Annotated in this window: 19 protein-coding genes; 17 read left to right on the plus strand and 2 right to left on the minus strand. The window is 70.4% G+C overall.

Annotation, left to right across the window (positions count from 1 at the left end):
• Positions 1–32 precede the first annotated feature (32 nt).
• Together WCE37_RS02990 and WCE37_RS02995 are read left to right on the plus strand one after the other, a co-directional pair.
• Positions 33–1520 (plus strand): Yip1 family protein, encoded by a 1488-nt coding sequence (locus WCE37_RS02990; RefSeq protein ID WP_343278075.1) that lies wholly within the window; start codon positions 33–35, stop codon positions 1518–1520.
• 58 nt (positions 1521–1578) lie between these two features.
• On the plus strand, positions 1579–3858 hold the full coding sequence (locus WCE37_RS02995; RefSeq protein WP_343278076.1) for a thiamine pyrophosphate-dependent enzyme: 2280 nt from the start codon (positions 1579–1581) through the stop codon (positions 3856–3858).
• Positions 3859–4130: 272 nt separating this feature from the next.
• On the opposite strand, the gene WCE37_RS03000 is transcribed toward WCE37_RS02995, so the two are convergent.
• A complete protein-coding gene (locus WCE37_RS03000) occupies positions 4131–4619 on the minus strand; it encodes an OmpA family protein (protein ID WP_343278077.1) in 489 nt (162 codons plus the stop codon).
• Between the two features lie 152 nt (positions 4620–4771).
• Positions 4772–5644, minus strand: a complete 873-nt coding sequence (locus tag WCE37_RS03005; protein ID WP_343278104.1) for a folate-binding protein — start codon at positions 5642–5644, stop codon at positions 4772–4774.
• Between the two features lie 182 nt (positions 5645–5826).
• Here WCE37_RS03005 and WCE37_RS03010 point away from each other — a divergent pair, with 182 nt between their 5' ends.
• The 15 genes from WCE37_RS03010 to lpxK all read left to right on the plus strand — a co-directional run bounded on the left by WCE37_RS03010 (position 5827) and on the right by lpxK (position 19226).
• Entirely contained in the window at positions 5827–5946 is a 120-nt protein-coding gene (locus WCE37_RS03010) for a succinate dehydrogenase assembly factor 4 (protein WP_343278078.1), read from the plus strand.
• A gap of 84 nt (positions 5947–6030) precedes the next feature.
• Complete coding sequence (gene sdhC / locus WCE37_RS03015; RefSeq protein WP_343255402.1) at positions 6031–6420, plus strand: succinate dehydrogenase, cytochrome b556 subunit; 390 nt, start codon at positions 6031–6033, stop codon at positions 6418–6420.
• Positions 6417–6818, plus strand: coding sequence for a succinate dehydrogenase, hydrophobic membrane anchor protein (gene sdhD / locus WCE37_RS03020; protein ID WP_343278079.1), 402 nt, complete (start codon positions 6417–6419; stop codon positions 6816–6818). The genes sdhC and sdhD overlap by 4 nt, the downstream gene beginning before the upstream one ends.
• Before the next feature lie 13 nt (positions 6819–6831).
• Complete coding sequence (sdhA, locus tag WCE37_RS03025; protein ID WP_343274669.1) at positions 6832–8622, plus strand: succinate dehydrogenase flavoprotein subunit; 1791 nt, start codon at positions 6832–6834, stop codon at positions 8620–8622.
• Between the two features lie 11 nt (positions 8623–8633).
• The gene (locus WCE37_RS03030) at positions 8634–9419 is read left to right on the plus strand and encodes a succinate dehydrogenase iron-sulfur subunit (RefSeq protein ID WP_343255405.1); all 786 of its coding nucleotides are present in this window, start codon (positions 8634–8636) and stop codon (positions 9417–9419) included.
• A gap of 47 nt (positions 9420–9466) precedes the next feature.
• Positions 9467–9889: an MAPEG family protein gene (locus tag WCE37_RS03035; protein WP_343255406.1), complete on the plus strand. Its 423-nt coding sequence runs from the start codon at positions 9467–9469 to the stop codon at positions 9887–9889.
• Positions 9886–10161 (plus strand): succinate dehydrogenase assembly factor 2, encoded by a 276-nt coding sequence (locus WCE37_RS03040; RefSeq protein ID WP_343278080.1) that lies wholly within the window; start codon positions 9886–9888, stop codon positions 10159–10161. The genes WCE37_RS03035 and WCE37_RS03040 overlap by 4 nt, the downstream gene beginning before the upstream one ends.
• The gene (locus WCE37_RS03045; protein ID WP_343278081.1) at positions 10109–10561 is read left to right on the plus strand and encodes a hypothetical protein; all 453 of its coding nucleotides are present in this window, start codon (positions 10109–10111) and stop codon (positions 10559–10561) included. Before WCE37_RS03040 ends, WCE37_RS03045 begins: the two co-directional genes overlap by 53 nt.
• A 24-nt stretch (positions 10562–10585) precedes the next feature.
• Positions 10586–11827, plus strand: a complete 1242-nt coding sequence (locus WCE37_RS03050) for a lipoprotein-releasing ABC transporter permease subunit (RefSeq protein ID WP_343255409.1) — start codon at positions 10586–10588, stop codon at positions 11825–11827.
• Entirely contained in the window at positions 11820–12536 is a 717-nt protein-coding gene (lolD, locus tag WCE37_RS03055; protein WP_343255410.1) for a lipoprotein-releasing ABC transporter ATP-binding protein LolD, read from the plus strand. Before WCE37_RS03050 ends, lolD begins: the two co-directional genes overlap by 8 nt.
• Positions 12537–12867: 331 nt before the next feature.
• Positions 12868–15204 (plus strand): DNA internalization-related competence protein ComEC/Rec2, encoded by a 2337-nt coding sequence (locus WCE37_RS03060; protein ID WP_343278105.1) that lies wholly within the window; start codon positions 12868–12870, stop codon positions 15202–15204.
• A 120-nt stretch (positions 15205–15324) separates the two neighbouring features.
• A complete protein-coding gene (locus WCE37_RS03065) occupies positions 15325–15948 on the plus strand; it encodes a MotA/TolQ/ExbB proton channel family protein (RefSeq protein WP_343255412.1) in 624 nt (207 codons plus the stop codon).
• 7 nt (positions 15949–15955) lie between these two features.
• Complete coding sequence (locus tag WCE37_RS03070) at positions 15956–16402, plus strand: biopolymer transporter ExbD (protein ID WP_343278082.1); 447 nt, start codon at positions 15956–15958, stop codon at positions 16400–16402.
• Between the two features lie 125 nt (positions 16403–16527).
• Positions 16528–18237, plus strand: coding sequence for a lipid A export permease/ATP-binding protein MsbA (msbA, locus tag WCE37_RS03075; RefSeq protein ID WP_343278106.1), 1710 nt, complete (start codon positions 16528–16530; stop codon positions 18235–18237).
• Positions 18234–19226, plus strand: coding sequence for a tetraacyldisaccharide 4'-kinase (gene lpxK / locus WCE37_RS03080; protein WP_343278083.1), 993 nt, complete (start codon positions 18234–18236; stop codon positions 19224–19226). Before msbA ends, lpxK begins: the two co-directional genes overlap by 4 nt.
• Positions 19227–19232: the final 6 nt, after the last annotated feature.

The raw sequence follows: 19232 nt of genomic DNA on the forward strand, positions 1-19232 counted from the left end.
TTCTTTCTTTTTTGGTTGTGTTTTGTGGTGTGGTGCTCCCCCCCCCCGACGCCGGCGACGTCTGGATCGACGCCACGCGCAGCCGCGAGCGTGCGCCGCTGCACGCGCGCGAGCCGCTGCCGTTCCGCTACGGCCTGCCCGTACATGCGGGCGGCGGCCTGGTGGAGATCCCCGCGCCGAAGCCCGCACTGCCGGACGTCGAAGTCACGCAGCGGATCCGCCTGCACGCGTCCGGCGGCGAGGCCCGGGCGCTGTTCGGCGTCGTGACCGACTACCGCCGCGGCGAGGCCGAGGACCGGCGCGTGCAGTACGAGGACAGCGCCCGCGGCGATATCGGTGAACGCTATCTGTCCTATATGCGCTCGTTCTACGACGGCATTGCCGCCGCCGGCAGGCCCGATGCGGCCGAGCCGCCGGCGCCGGGCGTGATGCGCACGGTCGAGGGCTACCGCCTGGACTGGAACCTGCAGCGGGACGGCCAGGCCTTCGGCATCGTCCTGTTCCAGCTTGGCGACTGGTTGCCGACCCTGGCGCAGGGCACGAGGACCGCGCCGCGGCTGCTCGCAGGGCCGCAGTACGCAACGCACACGATCCGCGTCGACTATCCGCGCGGCTGGTCCATCACGCCCGGCGAAGATCGGGTCGAGAACCCGTGGTTCACGTTCGAACGCCGCGTGGACGTGGAGGGCGATGACCTGGTGGTCTCGGGCAGCTGGCGCCGCCACGCCGACGACGTCCCGGCCGCCGACTACGCCCGCTTCCGCACCGACATGGAGCGCGCCAGGGACCTGCTGGCGTACCAGGTCGACCTGGACGCAACGCCGGCCGTTTTTTCCGCGCGCGCGGCGGACTGGGCCTGGCCGGCGGCGGCCACCGTCGCCCTGGCCGCGCTGCTGGGCCTGGCATGGAGGCGCAGGCGCAGGGACCGGCTGTCGGGAATGCTGTTCGCGCCCAGGCCGACGATGGCGACGCTGCTGCAGCGCCCGCGCGCGTGGTGGCCGGCGCTGGCGCTGATGGCGTTGACCGCCGTGCTGGGCGCGGCGCCCGACTTCGTCGACGAGTCCCTCGGCGGCAACCTGGTGCTGGCGATCGTGAGCCTTGTGTCGTCGCTGGCCTGGTTCCCGCTCTACACGCTGTTGCTGATGGGTTGCCTGCGCATGCTTTCAGTACGCGCCGGCTACGGCAACCTGCTGCTGGCCGCCGCCTGGGCATGCGTGCCCTACCTGCTGTTCCTGCTGCTTGCCGGCATGGCGCTCGGTGGTCGGATCGAGGTCTTTGCCGACGGCCATGAAATGCAGCCGTCCGACCTTCCCGGCGTCCTGCTCGCGGTGCTGCTGGTGCTCACCGGCCTGTGCTGGAGCCTCGTGACCAGCGTCAACGCGGGCGCGGTGGCGGCATCCACCGGGCGCGCGAAGATGTTCGGCGCATTCGCGCTGTCCTTCCTGTTCCTGGTCGGCCTGGCGCTGGTCGTGGGGCTGGTCGCCGCCGTCGTCTATTTCTCAAGGGGCGGGGTCCTGTGATCCCGTCCCGCCACCGATCCCAGCCTTCATGCCAGCCCCGTCCGGAGCATCGCAAGCCATGACACGTTCCAGCGTTCCGTCCCCGATCCCCGCGCGCATGCGCGGCCTCAACCGCGCCGAAATCTGCGACGTCAATTTCAGCGAGTTCGTGCGCGGCTGGGAGGGCGGCGTCGGCCACGCGCCCGCCGCCGGCGACGCCATCCTGCCAGGCAGCGCGCTCGACGCCTCCGGCTTCATGGAGCTGTTCGAATCGCAGCTGATCAGCCGCCACCTGGACCTGATGGCGCGCGTGCTGCGGGTGCAGAACAAGGTCTTCTACACCATCGGGTCCAGCGGCCACGAGGGCAACGCGATGGTCGCGCGCGCCACGCGCCACACCGATCCCGCGTTCCTGCATTACCGCTCCGGTGGCTTCATGGCCGAGCGCTTCCGCAAGCTTCCGGGCATGGATCCGGTGATGGATTCGGCGCTGTCGTTCGCGGCGTCAAAGGACGATCCGGCCTCGGGCGGTCGCCACAAGGTGTGGGGCAGCAAGCCGCTGTGGGTGCTGCCGCAGACGTCCACCATCGCATCGCACCTGCCCAAGGCCTTCGGCACCGCGGTTGCGATCGAGCAGGGCAGGCGCATCGGCCACCCGCTGCCGGTGCCGGGCGACAGCATCGCCATCTGCTCGTTCGGTGATGCATCCAGCAACCACGCCACCGCCCAGACCGCGTTCAACGCCGCCGCCTGGACCGCCTACCAGAAGCTGCCGGCGCCGGTGCTGTTCGTGTGCGAAGACAACGGCATCGGCATCTCGGTGAAGACGCCCGACGGCTGGATCGCGCGCAACTTCGCGCAGCGCCCGGACCTCGACTATTTCACCGCCGACGGCCTGGACCTGGCGACCGGCTATGGCGACGTGCAGCGCGCGGTCGACCACTGCCGCCGCACCCGCCGCCCCACCTTCCTGCACCTGCGCACCACCCGGATCATGGGCCACGCCGGCACCGACTTCGAGATCGAATGGCGCTCGATCGAAGAACTGTGCGCGGTCGAGGCCACCGACCCGCTGCTGCGTTCGGCCGCGATCGCGCTCGAATCCGGGCTGATGTCCAAGGACGACGTCATCGACCTGTACGAGGCCACGCGCGCGAAGTGCTTCGCCGCCGCCGAGGACGCCGACAGCCGCCCGCGCCTGGACAATCTCGAAGACGTGATGGCGCCGCTGGCTCCCTACACGCCCGACGCCGTGGCCGCCGAGGCCGGGCGCGCCGATTACGAAGAGCGTCGGCTGGACGTGTTCGGCGGCGCAGCCAAGCTGCCCGAGAACCAGCCGCCGAAGCACCTCGCCGTCCAGATCAACCAGGCCCTGCACGACCTGTTCGCGAAGTACCCCGAAGCCCTGCTGTTCGGCGAGGACGTGGCCCAGAAGGGCGGCGTCTACACCGTCACCAAGGGCCTGCAGAAGTCCTTCGGCGCGCGCCGCGTGTTCAACACCCTGCTCGACGAAACCGTGATCCTCGGCCTGGCCCAGGGCTACGCCAACATGGGCCTGCTGCCCATGCCCGAGATCCAGTACCTGGCCTATTTCCACAACGCCTGCGACCAGATCCGCGGCGAGGCGGCGTCACTGCAGTTCTTCAGCAACGGCCAGTACCGCAACCCGATGGTGATGCGCATCGCCTCGCTCGGCTACCAGCGCGGCTTCGGCGGCCATTTCCACAACGACAACTCGATCACCGCGCTGCGCGACATCCCGGGCCTGGTGGTCGGCTGCCCCAGCCGTGGCGACGACGCCGCCACCATGCTGCGCACGATGATGGCGCTGGCCAAGGTCGACGGCCGCGTCTGCGCCTTCCTCGAGCCGATCGCGCTGTACATGACCAAGGATCTGCACGAACCCGGCGACGGCGGCTGGCTGACCACGTTCCCGGCGCCGGGCGAAGCGATGGAGCTCGGCGAAGGCCGCGTCTACGACGAAGACCACGAGGACCTGGTGATCTTCAGCTACGGCAACGGCGTGCCGATGAGCCTGCGCGCCGCCCGCGCCATCGAGGCCAGGCACGGCTGGAAGGTGCGCGTGGTCGACCTGCGCTGGCTGGTGCCGCTCAACGAAGACTTCATCCGCGAACAGGCCGCGACCGCGACCCGCATGCTGATCGTCGACGAAGGCCGCCGCAGCGCCGGCGTCGGCGAGGGCATCGTGACCGCCATCGTGGAGGCCGGCTTTGCCGCGCGCCCCTTCCTGCGCGTCACCGGCGCCGACACCTTCACCCCCCTGGCCGGCGCCGCCTTCCTCGTGATCCCGTCCGAAGAGGAAATCCTCGCCGCCGCCGACCGCCTCGCCGCCACCTGACGCTGGTGGACCGGCGCGCGGTACGGCGGGTCGGTGGGTACTCCGTGGGCTGTCCCGCTGCGCGGGCCTTTATGCCCGCTGCGCACCCCCCGACCCGCCTTGCAGCGCCTTCCCGCGGGCCGCAGGGAAAATCAAAGGCGCGACGCTCCTGCCTTTCCCACCGCCCCACCGCGCTGATGGCAGCGGAGGGTGGGCGGGTATTCCGCCGGCAATCAGGAGCAGCCCCACCGCGACGCCGGCGGAGTAACCGCCCATCCTCCGCCCCCGGTCACTCAGCGCGCCACAACCCGCACCTCAACCCGCCGGTTCGGAGCAAGGCAGTCGATCAGCGCCTGCCCCCTCTCGCCATCGCACGCGGCCACGGGCTCGACGCTTCCGCGCCCCACCGCCGTGACCTGTTCCGCCAGAACACCGGCGGCAATCAGATGATCCCGCACCGCCGCCGCGCGCTTGCGCGACAACTCCACGTTCGCCGCGTCCTTGCCGATGCGATCGCTGTGGCCGATCACGTGCACCGCCTCGATGTCGGGCGTTGCAAGGACCCGCGCCGCCAGGTCGTCGAGCTCGGCGCGCCCCGCATCGCTCAGGTTCTCCACGCTGGCCTTGCCGAACGCGAACAGCGCATCGCCGGACAGCGTGTGATTGAAGGAGGCTGGCGGCGGCGGTTCCGGCGCAGGTGCAGGTTCGGGCGCGGTGGCGCAGGCGGCGATCAGGCAGGTGGCCGCGAGCGCGGCCAAGGTCGGCTTCCACTGGCGATACATTTAATTCCCCTGGTTCGTTGCGGCGGCGCCTGGCCCCATGCCGGGCGTCCCCCTCCGGATCCCCTGCGCCCGAGCATAACGCCGGAGCATGTCCATGCTGCAACCGCGGTCGCGGTTCCGGAACCTTGGGGGCGGGGGAGTGGTGCCGGCGGTCAGCGCGCCAGGCCGTCCAGCAGCGGCAGGGGCGCCAGGGCCGCGCCATCGACGTGCAGCGCCGGGGCGTCTTCCGCCCGATCAAGCGGCAGCACCGCCAATGCCAATGCAGCGTGGCCGGGCGCTTCGTTGGCAGCCGAAGCGCCTGCGACCACGGTGCCGAGCACGCGATCGCCCGCCATCACCGATGCACCGGCAGTCGGCGCGACCGCGCAGCCGAACAGCGCCAGCCCGCGCTTGGCCTGGCCGAGGAAGTGGGTGCGGGCCACGATCTCCTGCCCCGGGTAGCAACCCTTGTGCACGCTGTAGCCGCGCAGGCGGTCCAGCGAGAGCTGCTGCGGAGTGAAGGCTTCGAGCGTTGCGGCACCGGGTCGCGGCAGGCCGTGTGCAATGTCGAAGGCGCGCCAGCGGGCGAGGGCATCGGCATCGACGCGGGGGCCAGCGGCCGCGGCGTCGCCTGCGTTGGCTCCAAGCGCACCAGCGCTGCCGGACAACGCGATGCGCAAGGTGCGTGGCGTCGTGCCGTCGCCGAAATCGAGCTCCACGTCGCCATCGGCATCGATCCTTGCCGCTGCGCCGGACGCTACGGTCGCCCCAGGCGCGGTTGCGCCAACCGCGCCAACCGCGTCGCCCGGCGCAGCAAACGCCCCGCAGACCGACAGCTCCTCGGGAACCCGCAATTTCACCTTGCTGCGGAACACGAAGCGCCCCAGCGCCGCCGCCAGCGCCCCGGCATCGCCATCGGGCAGCAGCAGCCACAGCGTCTCCGGCCCCACGCGCAGCAGCGCGAACAGGGCCTGCACGCGACCCTTTGGCGTCAGCCAGCCGCTCCATTGCCACTGGCCGTCTGCCAGCTTCGAAAGGTCACCCATGAACTGCGCCTGCGCGAAGGCGATCGCATCGCGGCCTTCAAGCGCGAGCAGGGCATGGTCGGAAAGTGCGAAAAACCGTGCGTGCGCGGCGGCTGGCTTGTCCAAACTGTGCTCCGGGACGTAGACTTCGACTCGTGCAAGATCCCGCAATCATAGGCGAAACGCCGCAAGAGACGCCCCCGGTGACATCCCCGGGCGACGCGTCGGCATCGCCGCCGGCGCGCGAGTACGGCGGGCGGGACGGCCCCGATCCAACGCGCTACGGCGACTGGGAGAAGAACGGACGCTGCATCGATTTCTGATGCGGAGCCGCCGGACGCGGCCACAGCAAGACCTTCGTAAGCCAACGCGGCGCTGCCGCCGCCCAGCAAGAGACGCCTGCCGCGATGACCCATTCCAACCGCCCCCTGTCGCCGCACCTCCAGGTGTACCGCTGGCAGATCACCATGCTCATGTCGATCCTGCACCGTGCCACCGGCATCGTGCTGGTGGTCGGCGCGTTCGGACTCGCGTGGTGGCTGCTTGCCGTCGCCGCCGGCGGCGAGGCCTATGCCTCCGCCGCCGCCTGCCTGGCCTCGCCCCTGGGCAAGGTCGCGCTGTTCGGGTTCTCGGCGGCCCTGGTCTTCCACCTGCTCAACGGCATCCGCCACATGCTGTGGGATGCCGGCTGGGGCATGGAAATTCCCGAGGTCTACCGGTCCGGCTATACCGTGTTCGGGCTCACCGTGGTGCTGACCGCGCTGATCTGGTTCGTGGCACTGGGAGCATCGGCATGAGCGACGTCAAGGTGACCCCCGACTACCGCACGCCGCTGTCGCGCGCGCGCCGCCTGGGTTCGGCCAAGTCCGGCACCGGCCATTTCTGGTGGCAGCGCGTGACCGCCGTGGTGCTGGCGCTGCTGGTGCCGTGGCTGGTCGGCACCCTGGTATCGATGGTCGGAGCCGACCTGGCCCGCGTGTACGACGTGTTCTCGCGCCCCTACAACGCCATCCTCATGGCGCTGTTCGTGATGGCGCTGTTCTGGCACGCGAAGCTCGGCCTCCAGGTGGTGATCGAAGACTACGTGCACAACCGCGCCGTCGAGCTCGCGCTGCTGGTGCTCAACATCCTCCTCTGCGTGCTCGGCGCGCTGGGATCGCTGTACGCGATCGCCCGCATCGCGCTGCTGGCCTGACAAGACGCCCGAAATGACCAACGCCTACAAGATCACTGAACACAACTACGACATGATCGTGGTCGGGGCCGGCGGCGCCGGCCTCCGCGCCACCTTCGGCCTGGCCCAGAAGGGCCTGCGCACCGCCTGCATCACCAAGGTGTTCCCGACCCGTTCGCACACGGTCGCGGCGCAGGGCGGGATCTCGGCGGCGCTCGGCAACATGGGCGAGGACGACTGGCGCTTCCACTTCTACGACACCATCAAGGGCTCCGACTGGCTGGGCGACCAGGACGCCATCCAGTACATGTGCCGCGAGGCCATCCCCGCGATCATCGAGCTCGAGCACCAGGGCGTGCCGTTTTCGCGAACAGAAGAGGGCAAGATCTACCAGCGTCCCTTCGGCGGCATGACCACGCACTACGGCAAGGGCACCGCGCAGCGCACCTGCGCCGCGGCCGACCGTACCGGCCACGCCATGCTGCACACGCTGTACCAGCAGTCGCTGGCGCACAAGGCCGAGTTCTTCATCGAGTATTTCGCGCTCGACCTGATCATGGACGAGGAGGGCGCCTGCCGCGGCGTGCTTGCCATCGACATGGCCGAGGGCACGCTGCACCTGTTCCGCGCCCAGGGCACGGTGCTGGCCACCGGCGGCTACGGCCGCGCCTATTTTTCCGCAACGTCCGCCCATACCTGCACCGGCGACGGCGGCGGCATGGCGCTGCGCGCCGGGCTTGGCCTGCAGGACATGGAGTTCGTGCAGTTCCATCCCACCGGCATCTACGGCGCCGGCTGCCTGATCACCGAGGGCGTGCGCGGCGAAGGCGGCATCCTGCGCAATTCCAACGGCGAACGCTTCATGGAGCGCTACGCGCCCAACGCCAAGGACCTCGCCAGCCGCGACGTCGTCAGCCGCTCGATGACCATCGAGATCCGCGAAGGCCGCGGCGTCGGCGAGCACAAGGACCACATCCACCTCGACCTGACCCATCTCGATCCCAAGGACATCCACGAGAAGCTTCCGGGCATCTCGGAGTCCGCGCGGATCTTTGCCGGCGTCGACGTCGAGAAGCAGCCGATCCCGGTCATCCCCACCGTGCACTACAACATGGGCGGCGTGCCGACCAACTACCACGGCGAAGTGGTGCAGCTGAAGGACGGCAACCCGGATTCCGTGGTGCCGGGCCTGTACGCCATCGGCGAGGCCGCCTGCGTCTCGGTGCACGGCGCCAACCGCCTGGGCTCGAACTCGCTGCTGGACCTGGTGGTGTTCGGCCGCGCGGTGGCCAACCGTTGCGCCGAGACCATCAAACCCGGCGCGCCGCACAAGCGCCTGGCCACGGATGCCTGCGACAAGGCGCTGGCCAACCTCGACAAGCTGCGACATGCCAACGGTGATACGCCGACGGCGGTGATCCGCGACAACATGCAGCGCACCATGCAGGCTGACGCTGCGGTGTTCCGCACCGGCGAGACCCTGGCCGAGGGCGTGGCGAAGATCCGCGACATCCACGCCTCGTTCGCCGACGTCAAGGTCAGCGACCGCTCGCTGGTCTGGAACTCGGACCTGATCGAGACCATGGAGCTGCAGAACCTGCTCGGCCTGTCGCTGGCCACCATCGTGTCTGCGGAAAACCGCAAGGAATCGCGCGGCGCACACGCACGCGAGGACTTCCCGGACCGAAACGACGCCGAATGGCAGAAGCACTCGCTGACCTGGGTGGACGAGGCGGGCAACACCCGCATCGACTACCGCCCGGTGCACATGTACACGCTCGACGACGAGGTCGAAGTCGTCCCGCCCGTTGCGCGCGTCTACTAGGATCGAAGCAGATGGCTGAATTTTCCCTCCCCAGGAACTCCAGGGTCCACAAGGGCAAGCACTTCGCCGCACCCGCCGGGTCGTCACGCGTGCGCGAGTTCAAGGTCTACCGCTGGAGCCCGGACGACAGCGAAAACCCGCGCACCGACACCTACGAGGTCGACCTCGACAAGTGCGGGCCGATGGTTCTCGACGCGCTGATCAAGATCAAGAACGAGATCGATCCGACGCTGACCTTCCGCAGGTCCTGCCGCGAGGGCATCTGCGGTTCGTGCGCGATGAACATCGACGGCACCAACACGCTGGCCTGCACCAAGGCCATCGACGACTGCGGCAAGGGCGAGGTGCCGATCTACCCGCTGCCGCACATGGAGGTGGTCAAGGACCTGGTTCCTGACCTGACCCACTTCTACGCCCAGTACGCCTCCATCCAGCCCTGGATCCGCACCCAGAGCTCGCCGCCGCCGGACCGCGAGCGCCTGCAGTCGAAGGAGGACCGCGCCAAGCTCGACGGCCTGTACGAGTGCATCCTGTGCGCCTGCTGCAGCACCGCGTGCCCCAGCTACTGGTGGAACGGCGATCGCTACCTCGGCCCCGCGATCCTGCTCCAGGCCTACCGCTGGATCGTCGACTCCCGCGACGAAGACACCGGTGCGCGACTCGACGACCTCGAGGACCCGTTCAAGCTCTACCGCTGCCACACCATCATGAACTGCACGCGGACCTGCCCGAAGGGGCTCAACCCCGCCAAGGCCATCAGCGAGATCAAGCAGCTGATGCTGGCCCGCCAGGTCTGATCCACACCGCGCCGGCAGCCGCCGGCGCGTTCGTATCCGGGGGAGCGATGACAAGCAACCTGATCCTGTGGCCCGCTGTGGTCCTGGTCGCGCTGACCTTCGTGGTGGCCGTGGTGATGTACCGCCGGCGCGTGGCGGTGATGAAGCGCGAGCGCGTGCATCCGCAGTCGGTGGCGCTGTCGGCGCAGATCGCGCAGCGGCTCACCGATACCCGCGCGTCCGACAACTACCGCAACCTGTTCGAACTGCCGGTGCTGTTCTATTTCGCGGTCGCCGTGGCGATCGCCGCCGGTGTGCGCGATCCATGGGTGCTCGGGCTGGCCTGGGGCTTTGTCGCGTTGCGCATCGTGCACAGCGCGATCCACTGTGGCTACAACAAGGTCATGCATCGCTTCCAGGTCTTCATTGCCGGCTTCTTCGTGCTGGCGCTGCTTTGGATCCGCCTGGCCTGGTACCTGTTCCAGGTATGAGCAGGCCCGTCGACACGCCCATCGCCGACGACGAAGCCGAGTTCCGCCGCCTGCGCTGGCGCTGCCGGCGCGGCATGCGCGAGCTGGACCAGCTGCTCGAGCGCTGGCTCGACCGCGAATGGCGTCAATCCCCGACGGCCGAGCGCGAGGTCTTCCTGCGGCTGCTGGACAGCGAGGACGATAGGCTGTGGAAATGGTTCCTCGGCCACCAACGCCCGGATGACGACGCCCTCGACGCCCTGGTCGGCAGGATCCGCGCCCTGCCGCATTGACTGGCGGCCATCGCGCTGGCCTCCGGCGATCCTGATACTGCTGGGCGTGCTTGCGCCGGTCGCAGTGCTGGCCAGCGAGATGCCGCGCCCGGCGGCCTGGCTGCTGGCCGCGGCCGCGGGGCTGCAGGGCCTGCATTCGGCCATGCGCGAGTGGCGACGGGTCCCGCGCAGCCTGCTGTTCACCGCTGATGGCGGCCTGCTGGTCGATGAGGTCGACGTGACCGGCGTCCAGCTGCACTGGCGCGGCCCGCTCGCCTTCCTTTCCTGGCGCGATGCCGCCGGCCGCCGCCGGCGCCTGGCCTGGTGGCCCGATACCCTGCCGCCGCGCTGGCGTCGTGAACTCCGGCTGGCCGTCGACAGGCTGCCCGCTGCGCGCGCGGGGCCATCGGTGGCACCATAGCGGTCTTAAAGCCGGCGAGACCCGATGTTCAAACCACTGCCTGTCGCCATCGGCCTGCGCTATCTCCGCGCCAAGCGCCGCAACGGCTTCATCTCCTTTATTTCGCTGGCCTCCATCCTCGGCATCGCCATCGGCGTGACCGCGCTGATCACCACGCTTGCGGTAATGAGCGGGTTCCAGCGCGAGATCCGCGACCGCATGCTGCAGATGACGCAGCACGCCACCGTCAGCGCCCACGGCGAACCGATGCAGGACTGGCAGCGCGCGGTCGATGCGGCGATGGCCGATCCGCGCGTCGCCGGCGCCGCGCCCTACATCTCCACCGAAGGCCTGCTTTCGGGCAAGCGCCGCGAGCCGGCCATGGTCCGCGGCATCACGCCGGCCGACGAGGCCAAGGTCTCGGTGCTGGGCGAGCGCATGGTCGAAGGCAGCCTCGATTCGCTGACCCCGCGCAGCTACAACATCGTGCTTGGCCGCGAGCTGGCTGCGTGGCTTGGCGTGCGCACCGGCGACAGCGTGGTGGTCACCACCGATTTCCAGGCCACGCCGATGGGCGCGGTGCCGCAGCTCAAGCGCTTCACCGTCAGCGGTGTGTTCGAGGCCGGCTACCAGGAGTTCGACAAGGGCCTGGCCGTGGTCAACATCGAAGACCTGCAGCGCCTGCTGCGGATGGGCGAGGGCGTGACCGGCGTGCGCCTGCACATGCACGACATGGACCAGGCCTATGCGGTCGCGCGCGAGCTCGCGCTGAAGCTTGAAGGCCCGTACATGGTCAGCGACTGGACCATGGAAAACGCGCACCTGTTCCGCGCGCTGAAGCTCGAAAAGACCATGATCGCGATCCTGCTGTCGCTGATCATCGCCATGGGCGCCTTCAACCTGGTGTCATCCCAGGTGATGCTGGTCACCGACAAACAGTCCGACATCGCCATCCTGCGCACCCTGGGGCTGACGCCGGGCGGGGTGATGCAGGTGTTCATGGTGCAGGGTTCGCTGATCGGCGTGTTCGGCACCGTGCTTGGCGTGGTCGGCGGCGTGGCGCTGACGCTCAATCTCGAGCGCATCCTGCGTTTGATCGAGGCCGTGACCGGCGCCGAGCTGATGCCGGCCGACGTCTACTACATCACCGGGCTTCCAACCGACCTGAGTCCGCAGGACATCGTGATCGTGGCCCTGGTCGCCCTGGCCATGGCCTTCCTGGCCACCATCTACCCGGCGCGGCGTGCGGCGCGCACCGACCCTGCGGAGGCGTTGCGCTATGAGTGAGCGGGCGGAGCGCCATGCCGACGAAGTCGTCGGTGCCGGGGCGCTGGGCAAGACCTATGCCGAAGGCCGGATGCACACGCCGGTGTTCGACGGCCTCGACCTGTCGGTATCGGCCGGCGAGACCGTGGCGATCCTCGGCGCATCAGGCGCCGGCAAGAGCACGCTGCTGCACCTGCTTGGCGGACTCGACACGCCCACCGCCGGCGAGGTCTACGTCGCCGGCCAGCGCATGAGCGCGCTGTCGGATGCCGAGCGCGGCCGCCTGCGCAACCACGCGCTGGGCTTCGTCTACCAGTTCCACCACCTGCTGCCCGAGTTCACCGCGCTCGAGAACGTGATCCTGCCGGTGCTGCTGTCGGGCGCCGGCGTCGCGGAGGCGTCCGCGCGCGCGCGCGTACTGCTGGAGTCCGTCGGCCTTGGCCATCGCCTCGAGCACAAGCCCGGCGAACTTTCCGGCGGCGAACGCCAGCGCGCCGCCGTCGCCCGCGCCCTGGTCAACCGCCCGGCCTGCGTGCTCGGCGACGAACCCACCGGCAACCTCGACGAAAAGACCGCCGCCACCGTGTTCGAACTGATGCTCGAACTCAACCGCGCCGAACGCACCAGCCTGGTCCTGGTCACCCATGACCGCCGCCTCGCCCGCAGGCTCGACCGCGTCCTCGAACTCCACGAAGGCAAACTCCGCGAGATCGCCCCCGCCTCCGCCTGAAAGCCCCGAACCACCCCCATGCAGGAGCAGCTACAGCTGCGACCCCGACCGGCACACCTGTCGCGGGCTGGCCCTGCCTGAACATGCCGGGGTGACGGGTCGCCGGCTGTAGCTGCTCCTACAGGTGCGGGGCGGGTTGGCCGACGCGAATACAGGAGCAGCCATCGCTGCGACCCGCGGGGCGCCATTCCATCATTGCGGCATGCCTGGCCAACGTTCCCATGCGCTTCGCCGCGGCCGCTGGTCCAAGCCCGGCGGCATCTACCTCATCACTCTCGTCACCGCCATGCGCCGCCCGTGGTTCGCCCGCATCAGGGGCGGGGTCGCAGCGATGGTTGCTCCTCCATTCGGGGTGGGGGTGGCGGGGGCGCTGGTTCTGGGGGCGTTTGCCTGCCTGCGGCTTCCGGCTTTGCCGGCGACGGCCCTGTTTGCGGCCTTGCTGCTCGTGGGGCTTGCCGGTTGGTGGGGCCTGCGAAGCCGCTGGCGCTGGGCCGGGGCGGCGCTGGCCGGGTTCGCGCTCTGCGGCCTGCATGCCGCGGCGTCGCTGGGTGCGCAGCTGCCGGCGGAGCATGAGCGGGCGGACTTCAGCGTCAGCGGTCGCGTCATCGGCCTGCCCGAGACCGAGCCGCGGCGCACGCGCTTCCAGCTTCGCGTCGATGACGATCCGGCGCTTCCTGAATTCCTGCGCGGAGCGAAGCTGCGCCTGTCCTGGTACGAAAACGACTGGTCGGACGAACCCACGCGGCGCCACGAGCTGCGCCCCGGCGCGCGCTGGCGGCTGCAGCTGCGCCTGCGTGCGCCGCGCGGGCTGCGCAACCCCGGCGGCTTCGACAGCGAGCGCCACGCGCTGGCCGCGCGCATCGCCGCCACCGGCTATGTCCGCGAGCAGGCGACGGCGGAGCCGCTGGCTCCGCCGCGCGGCATCGACGCCTGGCGCGACCGCATCGCGACCCGCATCGACCAGGCCGTACCCGGCGCTTCCTCACGCTACGTGCGCGCGCTGGCACTGGGCGATACCCGCGGCCTGGCCGACACCGACTGGGAGCTTCTGCGTGCGACCGGGCTGACCCATCTGATCGCGATTTCCGGTTTCCACGTCGGCCTGGTCGCAGGCTTCTTCGCCCTGCTCGGGGCAGGCGCGTGGCGCCTGTTTCCGGCGCTGTGCACCGTCGTTCCGAGGCCACAGGCCGCCGCCGCCGCGGCCTTCCTCGGCGCGCTGGGCTACGCCGCCGTCGCCGGCTTCGCCCTGCCCACGGTGCGCACGGTGCTGATGATCGCGGTGGTGGTCGCGGCGCGGCTGTCACGCCGCCCGCTGCGGATTCCCGAGTCGCTGGCGCTGGCCGCGATCGCCATCGTCCTGGTCGATCCGCTGGCGCTGCTGTCGCCGGGCTTCTGGCTGAGCTTCGGCGGCGTGGCCTGGCTGCTGTGGTGCCTGCCGCAGGCCGGCGGACGCCCGCTGCGCGACTTCCTCTCCGCGCAGTGGGTGGCCACGCTCGGCCTGCTGCCGATGACCGCCATCCTCTTCGGCCAGGCCTCGCTGGCCGGGCCGTTCGCCAACCTGGTGGCGATCCCGTGGTGGAGCCTGGTGGTCGTGCCGCTGTCGCTGGCCGGCACGGCGCTGGAAGGCCTGCACGCCGGCTGGGGCAGCGGCGCCTGGCGTCTGTCGGCCTGGGCTTTCGATCTTTCGTGGCCGCTGTTCGAGCGCCTCGGCAGCAGCCCGCTGGCGCTGTGGTGGCTCCCCGAGGCCCGCTGGTTCGCGCTGCCGATGGCGATGTTCGCCGCGTTCTGGATCCTGCTGCCGCGCGGCGTGCCGGGCAAGCCGCTGGCGCTGCTGCTGTGGCTGCCGCTGCTGTGGCCCGACCGCCAGCTGCCGCGGCATGGCGAAGTCGAGCTGGTGGTGCTGGACGTGGGGCAAGGCATGTCGCTGCTTGCGCGCACCGCGGGCCACGCCATGCTGTTCGACATGGGCCCTGCCATCCGCGATGGCTACGATGCCGGCGAGCGCGCCGTGGTGCCGGCGCTGCATGCGCTGGGCGTGCGCCGGATCGATGCGATGGTGGTGAGCCATGGCGATGCCGACCATGCCGGCGGACTCGACGCCGTGCGCCGGCGCTTCCCGGCGAAGCGACTGCTGGCGCCCGAGGGCGTGGAGATCGACGGCGCATCGACCTGCCTCGCCGGCAGCGGCTGGCAGCGGGACGGCGTCAGCTTCCGCTTCCTGCACCCGCCGCTGCACTTCCCCTACCTACGCAACGAATCCAGCTGCGTGCTGCGCATCGAGACCGCCCACGGCAGCGCCCTGCTGCCCGGCGACATCGGCGAGCCGGTCGAGGAGCGCCTGGTGGGGCGCGTGCCGCAGGATCTGCCGGTGGACGTGGTGGTGGTGCCGCACCACGGGTCCAGGCATTCGTCGACGACGGGCTTCGTGGCCGCGACCTCGCCGCGGCTGGCGCTGGTATCGGCCGGGCACGGGAACCGGTTTGGCCATCCCGATGCGGACGTGGTCGAGCGCTGGCAGGCCGCGGGGGCGCGCGTGCTCGAGACCCCGGCCGCGGGTGCGCTGCGCATCCGCATCGGCGGGGCCGGGCTGGAGGCCGTAGCGGAACGTGACCGCCGTCGCCGTCTCTGGGACGCCGCCGCCGCCGCCCGCCTCCGGGAGCAGCTGTAGCTGCTCCTGGAGGTTGCAGCCATCGCTGCTCCCACAAGAGCGGGCTGCTCCTACGGGCGGGGGTTGTGGCGGTATCCTATGGGCCCTGTTTCCCGGGCCCCCCGGCCCCTGGAGTGATGCGTGCTGGAACTGGTCAAGGCGGGCGGCTGGCCGATGCTGCCGCTGCTGCTGCTGTCGGCGGTGGCGCTGGCGATCATCGTTGAACGCTTCTGGACGCTGCGTCGCAACCAGATGCTGCCGGCCGGCCTCGGCCGCGAGGTGCGCGACTGGGTCGGGCGCGGCGGACAGCTGGATCCGGCGCACATCGAATCGCTGCGCGGCAACTCGCCGCTGGGCGCGCTGCTGGCCAGCGTGCTCGACATGCGCAACCACCCGCGCGAGGAAATGCGCGAGCGCGTCGAGGACGTCGGCCGCCACCAGGCGCACCGCATGGAGCGCTACCTCAACGCGCTCGGCACCATCGCCGGCATCGGTCCGCTGCTGGGCCTGTTCGGCACCGTGGTCGGCATGATCCAGATGTTCCTCGGCATCATGGATGTCGGCATGGGCGAGATGAACGAGCTCGCCGGCGGCATCGGCAAGGCCCTGGTCTGCGCCGCCGCGGGCATGGTGGTGGCGGTGCCGGCGCTGATGTTCCACCGCTTCTTCCGCGGCCGCATCGACGGCTACATCGTCGCCATGGAGCACGAGGCGATCGCGCTGATGGACGCGCTGGATCCGCGCAACCGCCCGGCCAGGGGCTGAGCCACACATGCGCATCCGCGACCGCCGCGCCGAGGACATCCCCGAGATCAACCTGGTGCCGCTGATCGACGTGATCCTGGTGCTGATCATCTTCTTCGTGGTCACCACCACCTTCGACACGCGTTCGATGTTGAAGCTCGAACTTCCGCGCGCCGACGCCCGCGCCGCCGACAGCGAGCAGCCTTCGCTGAGCGTGCTGGTGAATGCCGAGGGCCGCTACTTCATCGATGACCGCGAGGCGCTGCGCACCGACGTCGAGTCGATCAAGGCCACGATCCTTGAAGTCGCCGGCGAAGACCGCGAGCGCCCGGTGCTGCTACGCGCCGACGCCCGCACCCCGCACCAGGCGGTGGTGACGGCGATGGACGCGCTGGGCCAGCTCGGCTTCCGCCGCATTTCGATCGCGACCGCGCCCGAGGCCGGCGGCGCCGTCGTGCAGGATCCCGCGCGGTGAGCCGCGCAGGCGGACGGGACCCGTCACAGCCGCAGGCCCCGGCCGCCGAAGGCGCATCGGCTGCCGCGCCGTCCGCCACCAGGCCGGCTGCACCCGCGCCCTCGGTCTGGCAGACCTACCGCCGCCTGCTCGGCCACACCATCAACTACCGGCCGCTGCTGATCGTGGCGATGGTCGGCATGGTGATCGAGGCCGCGGCCGGCGCCGCCTTCGTCTGGCTGATGGAGCCGCTCACCAACCAGGGCTTCGTCGACCCCGACCCGGACATGGCGCTGATCCTGCCGTTGGCGATCATCGGCCTGTTCCTGCTGCGCGGCGCGGCGACGTTCTGCACCGACTACGGCATCGCGCGGGTGGGCCGCAGCGTGGTGCGCGACCTGCGCGAGCTGGTGCTGGGCAAGTACCTGCGCCTGCCCAGCAGCCGCTTCGACACCGAAGCCGTGCCGCAGATGGTCAGCCGGCTGAACTTCGACACCGAGCAGGTCACCCAGGCCAGCGCCGACGCGCTGAAGATGCTCATCGCCGACGGCCTGACCATCGTCTTCCTGTTCGGGCTGATGCTCTGGACCAGCGTCAAGGTGACGCTTGCGATGATCCTGATCGCGCCGCTGATCGGGGTGCTGGTCTGGTACGTGGGCGGGCGCTACCGGCGCATCAGCCGCGGCATCCAGACCGGCATGGGCGACCTGGCGCACAGCGCCGAGCAGTCGCTGGCCGCGCAGCAGGACGTCAAGGTGCACGGCGCGCAGGCCTTCGAGCAGGGCCGGTATTCGAAGCTCGCCAACCGCGTGCTCGGCCTGAACATGAAGGTCGAGGCCACGCGCGCGGCGTCCTCGGCGCTTGTGCAGATCCTGGCGGCGCTGGCGCTGGCGGCGATCGTCTGGGTGGCGATCCGCGAATCGCTGGCGGGGCAGCTGAATCCCGGCGAGTTCATCAAGCTGATGACGGCGATGATGGGCATCATCCCGTCCCTGCGGCGCATCACCAACGTGCAAAGCGTGCTCGGCCGCGGCGTGGCCGCCGCCGAGCGCCTGTTCGCGATCCTCGATGACGAGGAAGAGGACGACCGCGGCCGCCACAAGGTCGAGCGCGTGCGCGGCGAGCTGGTGCTCGACGGCGTCGGCCTGCGCTACCGCAGCGGCGAGGGCAGCGCGCTGGATGACGTGAGCTTCCGTGCCGCGCCCGGCACCGTCACCGCCATCGTCGGCCGCTCCGGCAGCGGCAAGACCAGCCTGGTGCGCCTGGTGCCGCGCTTCTACGAGCCCAGCGCCGGCCGCATCACCCTCGACGGCGTGCCGCTGGGCGACTACCCGCTGGCCGACCTGCGCCGGCAGATCGCACTCGTCGGCCAGCGCGTGGCGCTGTTCGACGACACCGTCGCCGCCAACATCGCCTACGGCATCGACGCGCCGCTGGAATCCATCCGCGCCGCCGCCGAGGCCGCCAACGCCTGGGAGTTCATCGAACGCCTGCCGCAGGGCCTGGACACGCCGATCGGCGAGAACGGCTCGCTGCTGTCGGGCGGCCAGCGCCAGCGGCTGGCGATTGCGCGCGCGATCCTGCGCGATGCACCGATCCTGATCCTCGACGAGGCCACCGCCGCGCTCGACACCGAGTCCGAACGCCTGGTGCAGGACGCGCTGCAGCGGCTGATGCCCGACCGCACCACGCTGGTGGTCGCGCATCGCCTGTCGACCATCGAGCACGCCGACCAGGTGCTGGTGTTCGACCAGGGCCGGATCGTGGAGCAGGGCACCCATGCCCAACTGCTGGCGCAGGGCGGGCTGTATGCGCACCTGCACGCGATGCAGTTCCGCGACGGCGGTGCCGCATGAGTCGTCGCGAAACTCCGCGCTGGTGGTACGACGGCGGCCGCGTGCCGCTGTGGGCGCACGCGGTGTCGCGCGTGTACGCCGCGCTGGTCGCGCTGCGCGTGCGCCTGTACCGCATCGGCCTGCTGCGCAAGCACCGGATCAAGGTGCCGGTAGTCGTGGTCGGCAACCTGGTCGCCGGCGGCAGCGGCAAGACGCCGCTGACCATCGCCATCGTCGAACGCCTGCGCGCCGAAGGCTGGAATCCCGGCGTCGCCACCCGCGGCTACGGCCGTGCGGACGCGTCGAAGCCGCTGTGGGTCCAATCCAACACGCCCGCGGCGCAGGGCGGTGACGAGCCGGTGCTGATCGCGCGCCAGTCCGAAGCCCGCGTGCGCGTCGACCGCGACCGCGTCGCCGCCGCGCGCGCGCTGGCCGCCGCCGGCTGCGACATCGTGGTCTGCGACGACGGCCTGCAGCACTACGCGCTGGCGCGCGATATCGAGATCGAAGTCATCGACGGCCGCCGCCGCCACGGCAACGGCCTGCCGATCCCCGCCGGCCCCATGCGCGAGCCCGCCGCGCGCGCCGCCGCCTGCGACTTCCGCATCCTCAACGCCGGCAGCGATCCCGACATCGCCGCCGGCTTTGGCGAATGGCCGATGTGGCTCGCCCCCGGCGACGCCGTGCCCCTGCTTGGCGGCCGCGGCCTGCCGCTGTCGGCCTTCGCCGGCCGGCGCGTGCACGCGGTCGCCGGCATCGGCGACCCGGAGCGCTTCTTCGACATGCTGCGCGCGCTGGACATCGCCGTGGTCCCGCACGCCTTTCCCGACCACCACGCCTATGTCGAAGGCGACCTGCGCTTCGGCAGCGACCTGCCGGTGCTGATGACCGCCAAGGACGCCGTGAAGTGCGCCGCCTTCGTCACCGAAAAGCACTACGCCGTCCCCGTGCGCGCCGAACTCACCGAAGCCTTCTGGGTCGCCCTGCTGGCCAGGCTCGCCCCCGCCTGAGTCTGT

Source organism: Luteimonas sp. MJ250 (assembly GCF_039548455.1).
Classification (GTDB): Bacteria; Pseudomonadota; Gammaproteobacteria; order Xanthomonadales; family Xanthomonadaceae; genus Luteimonas.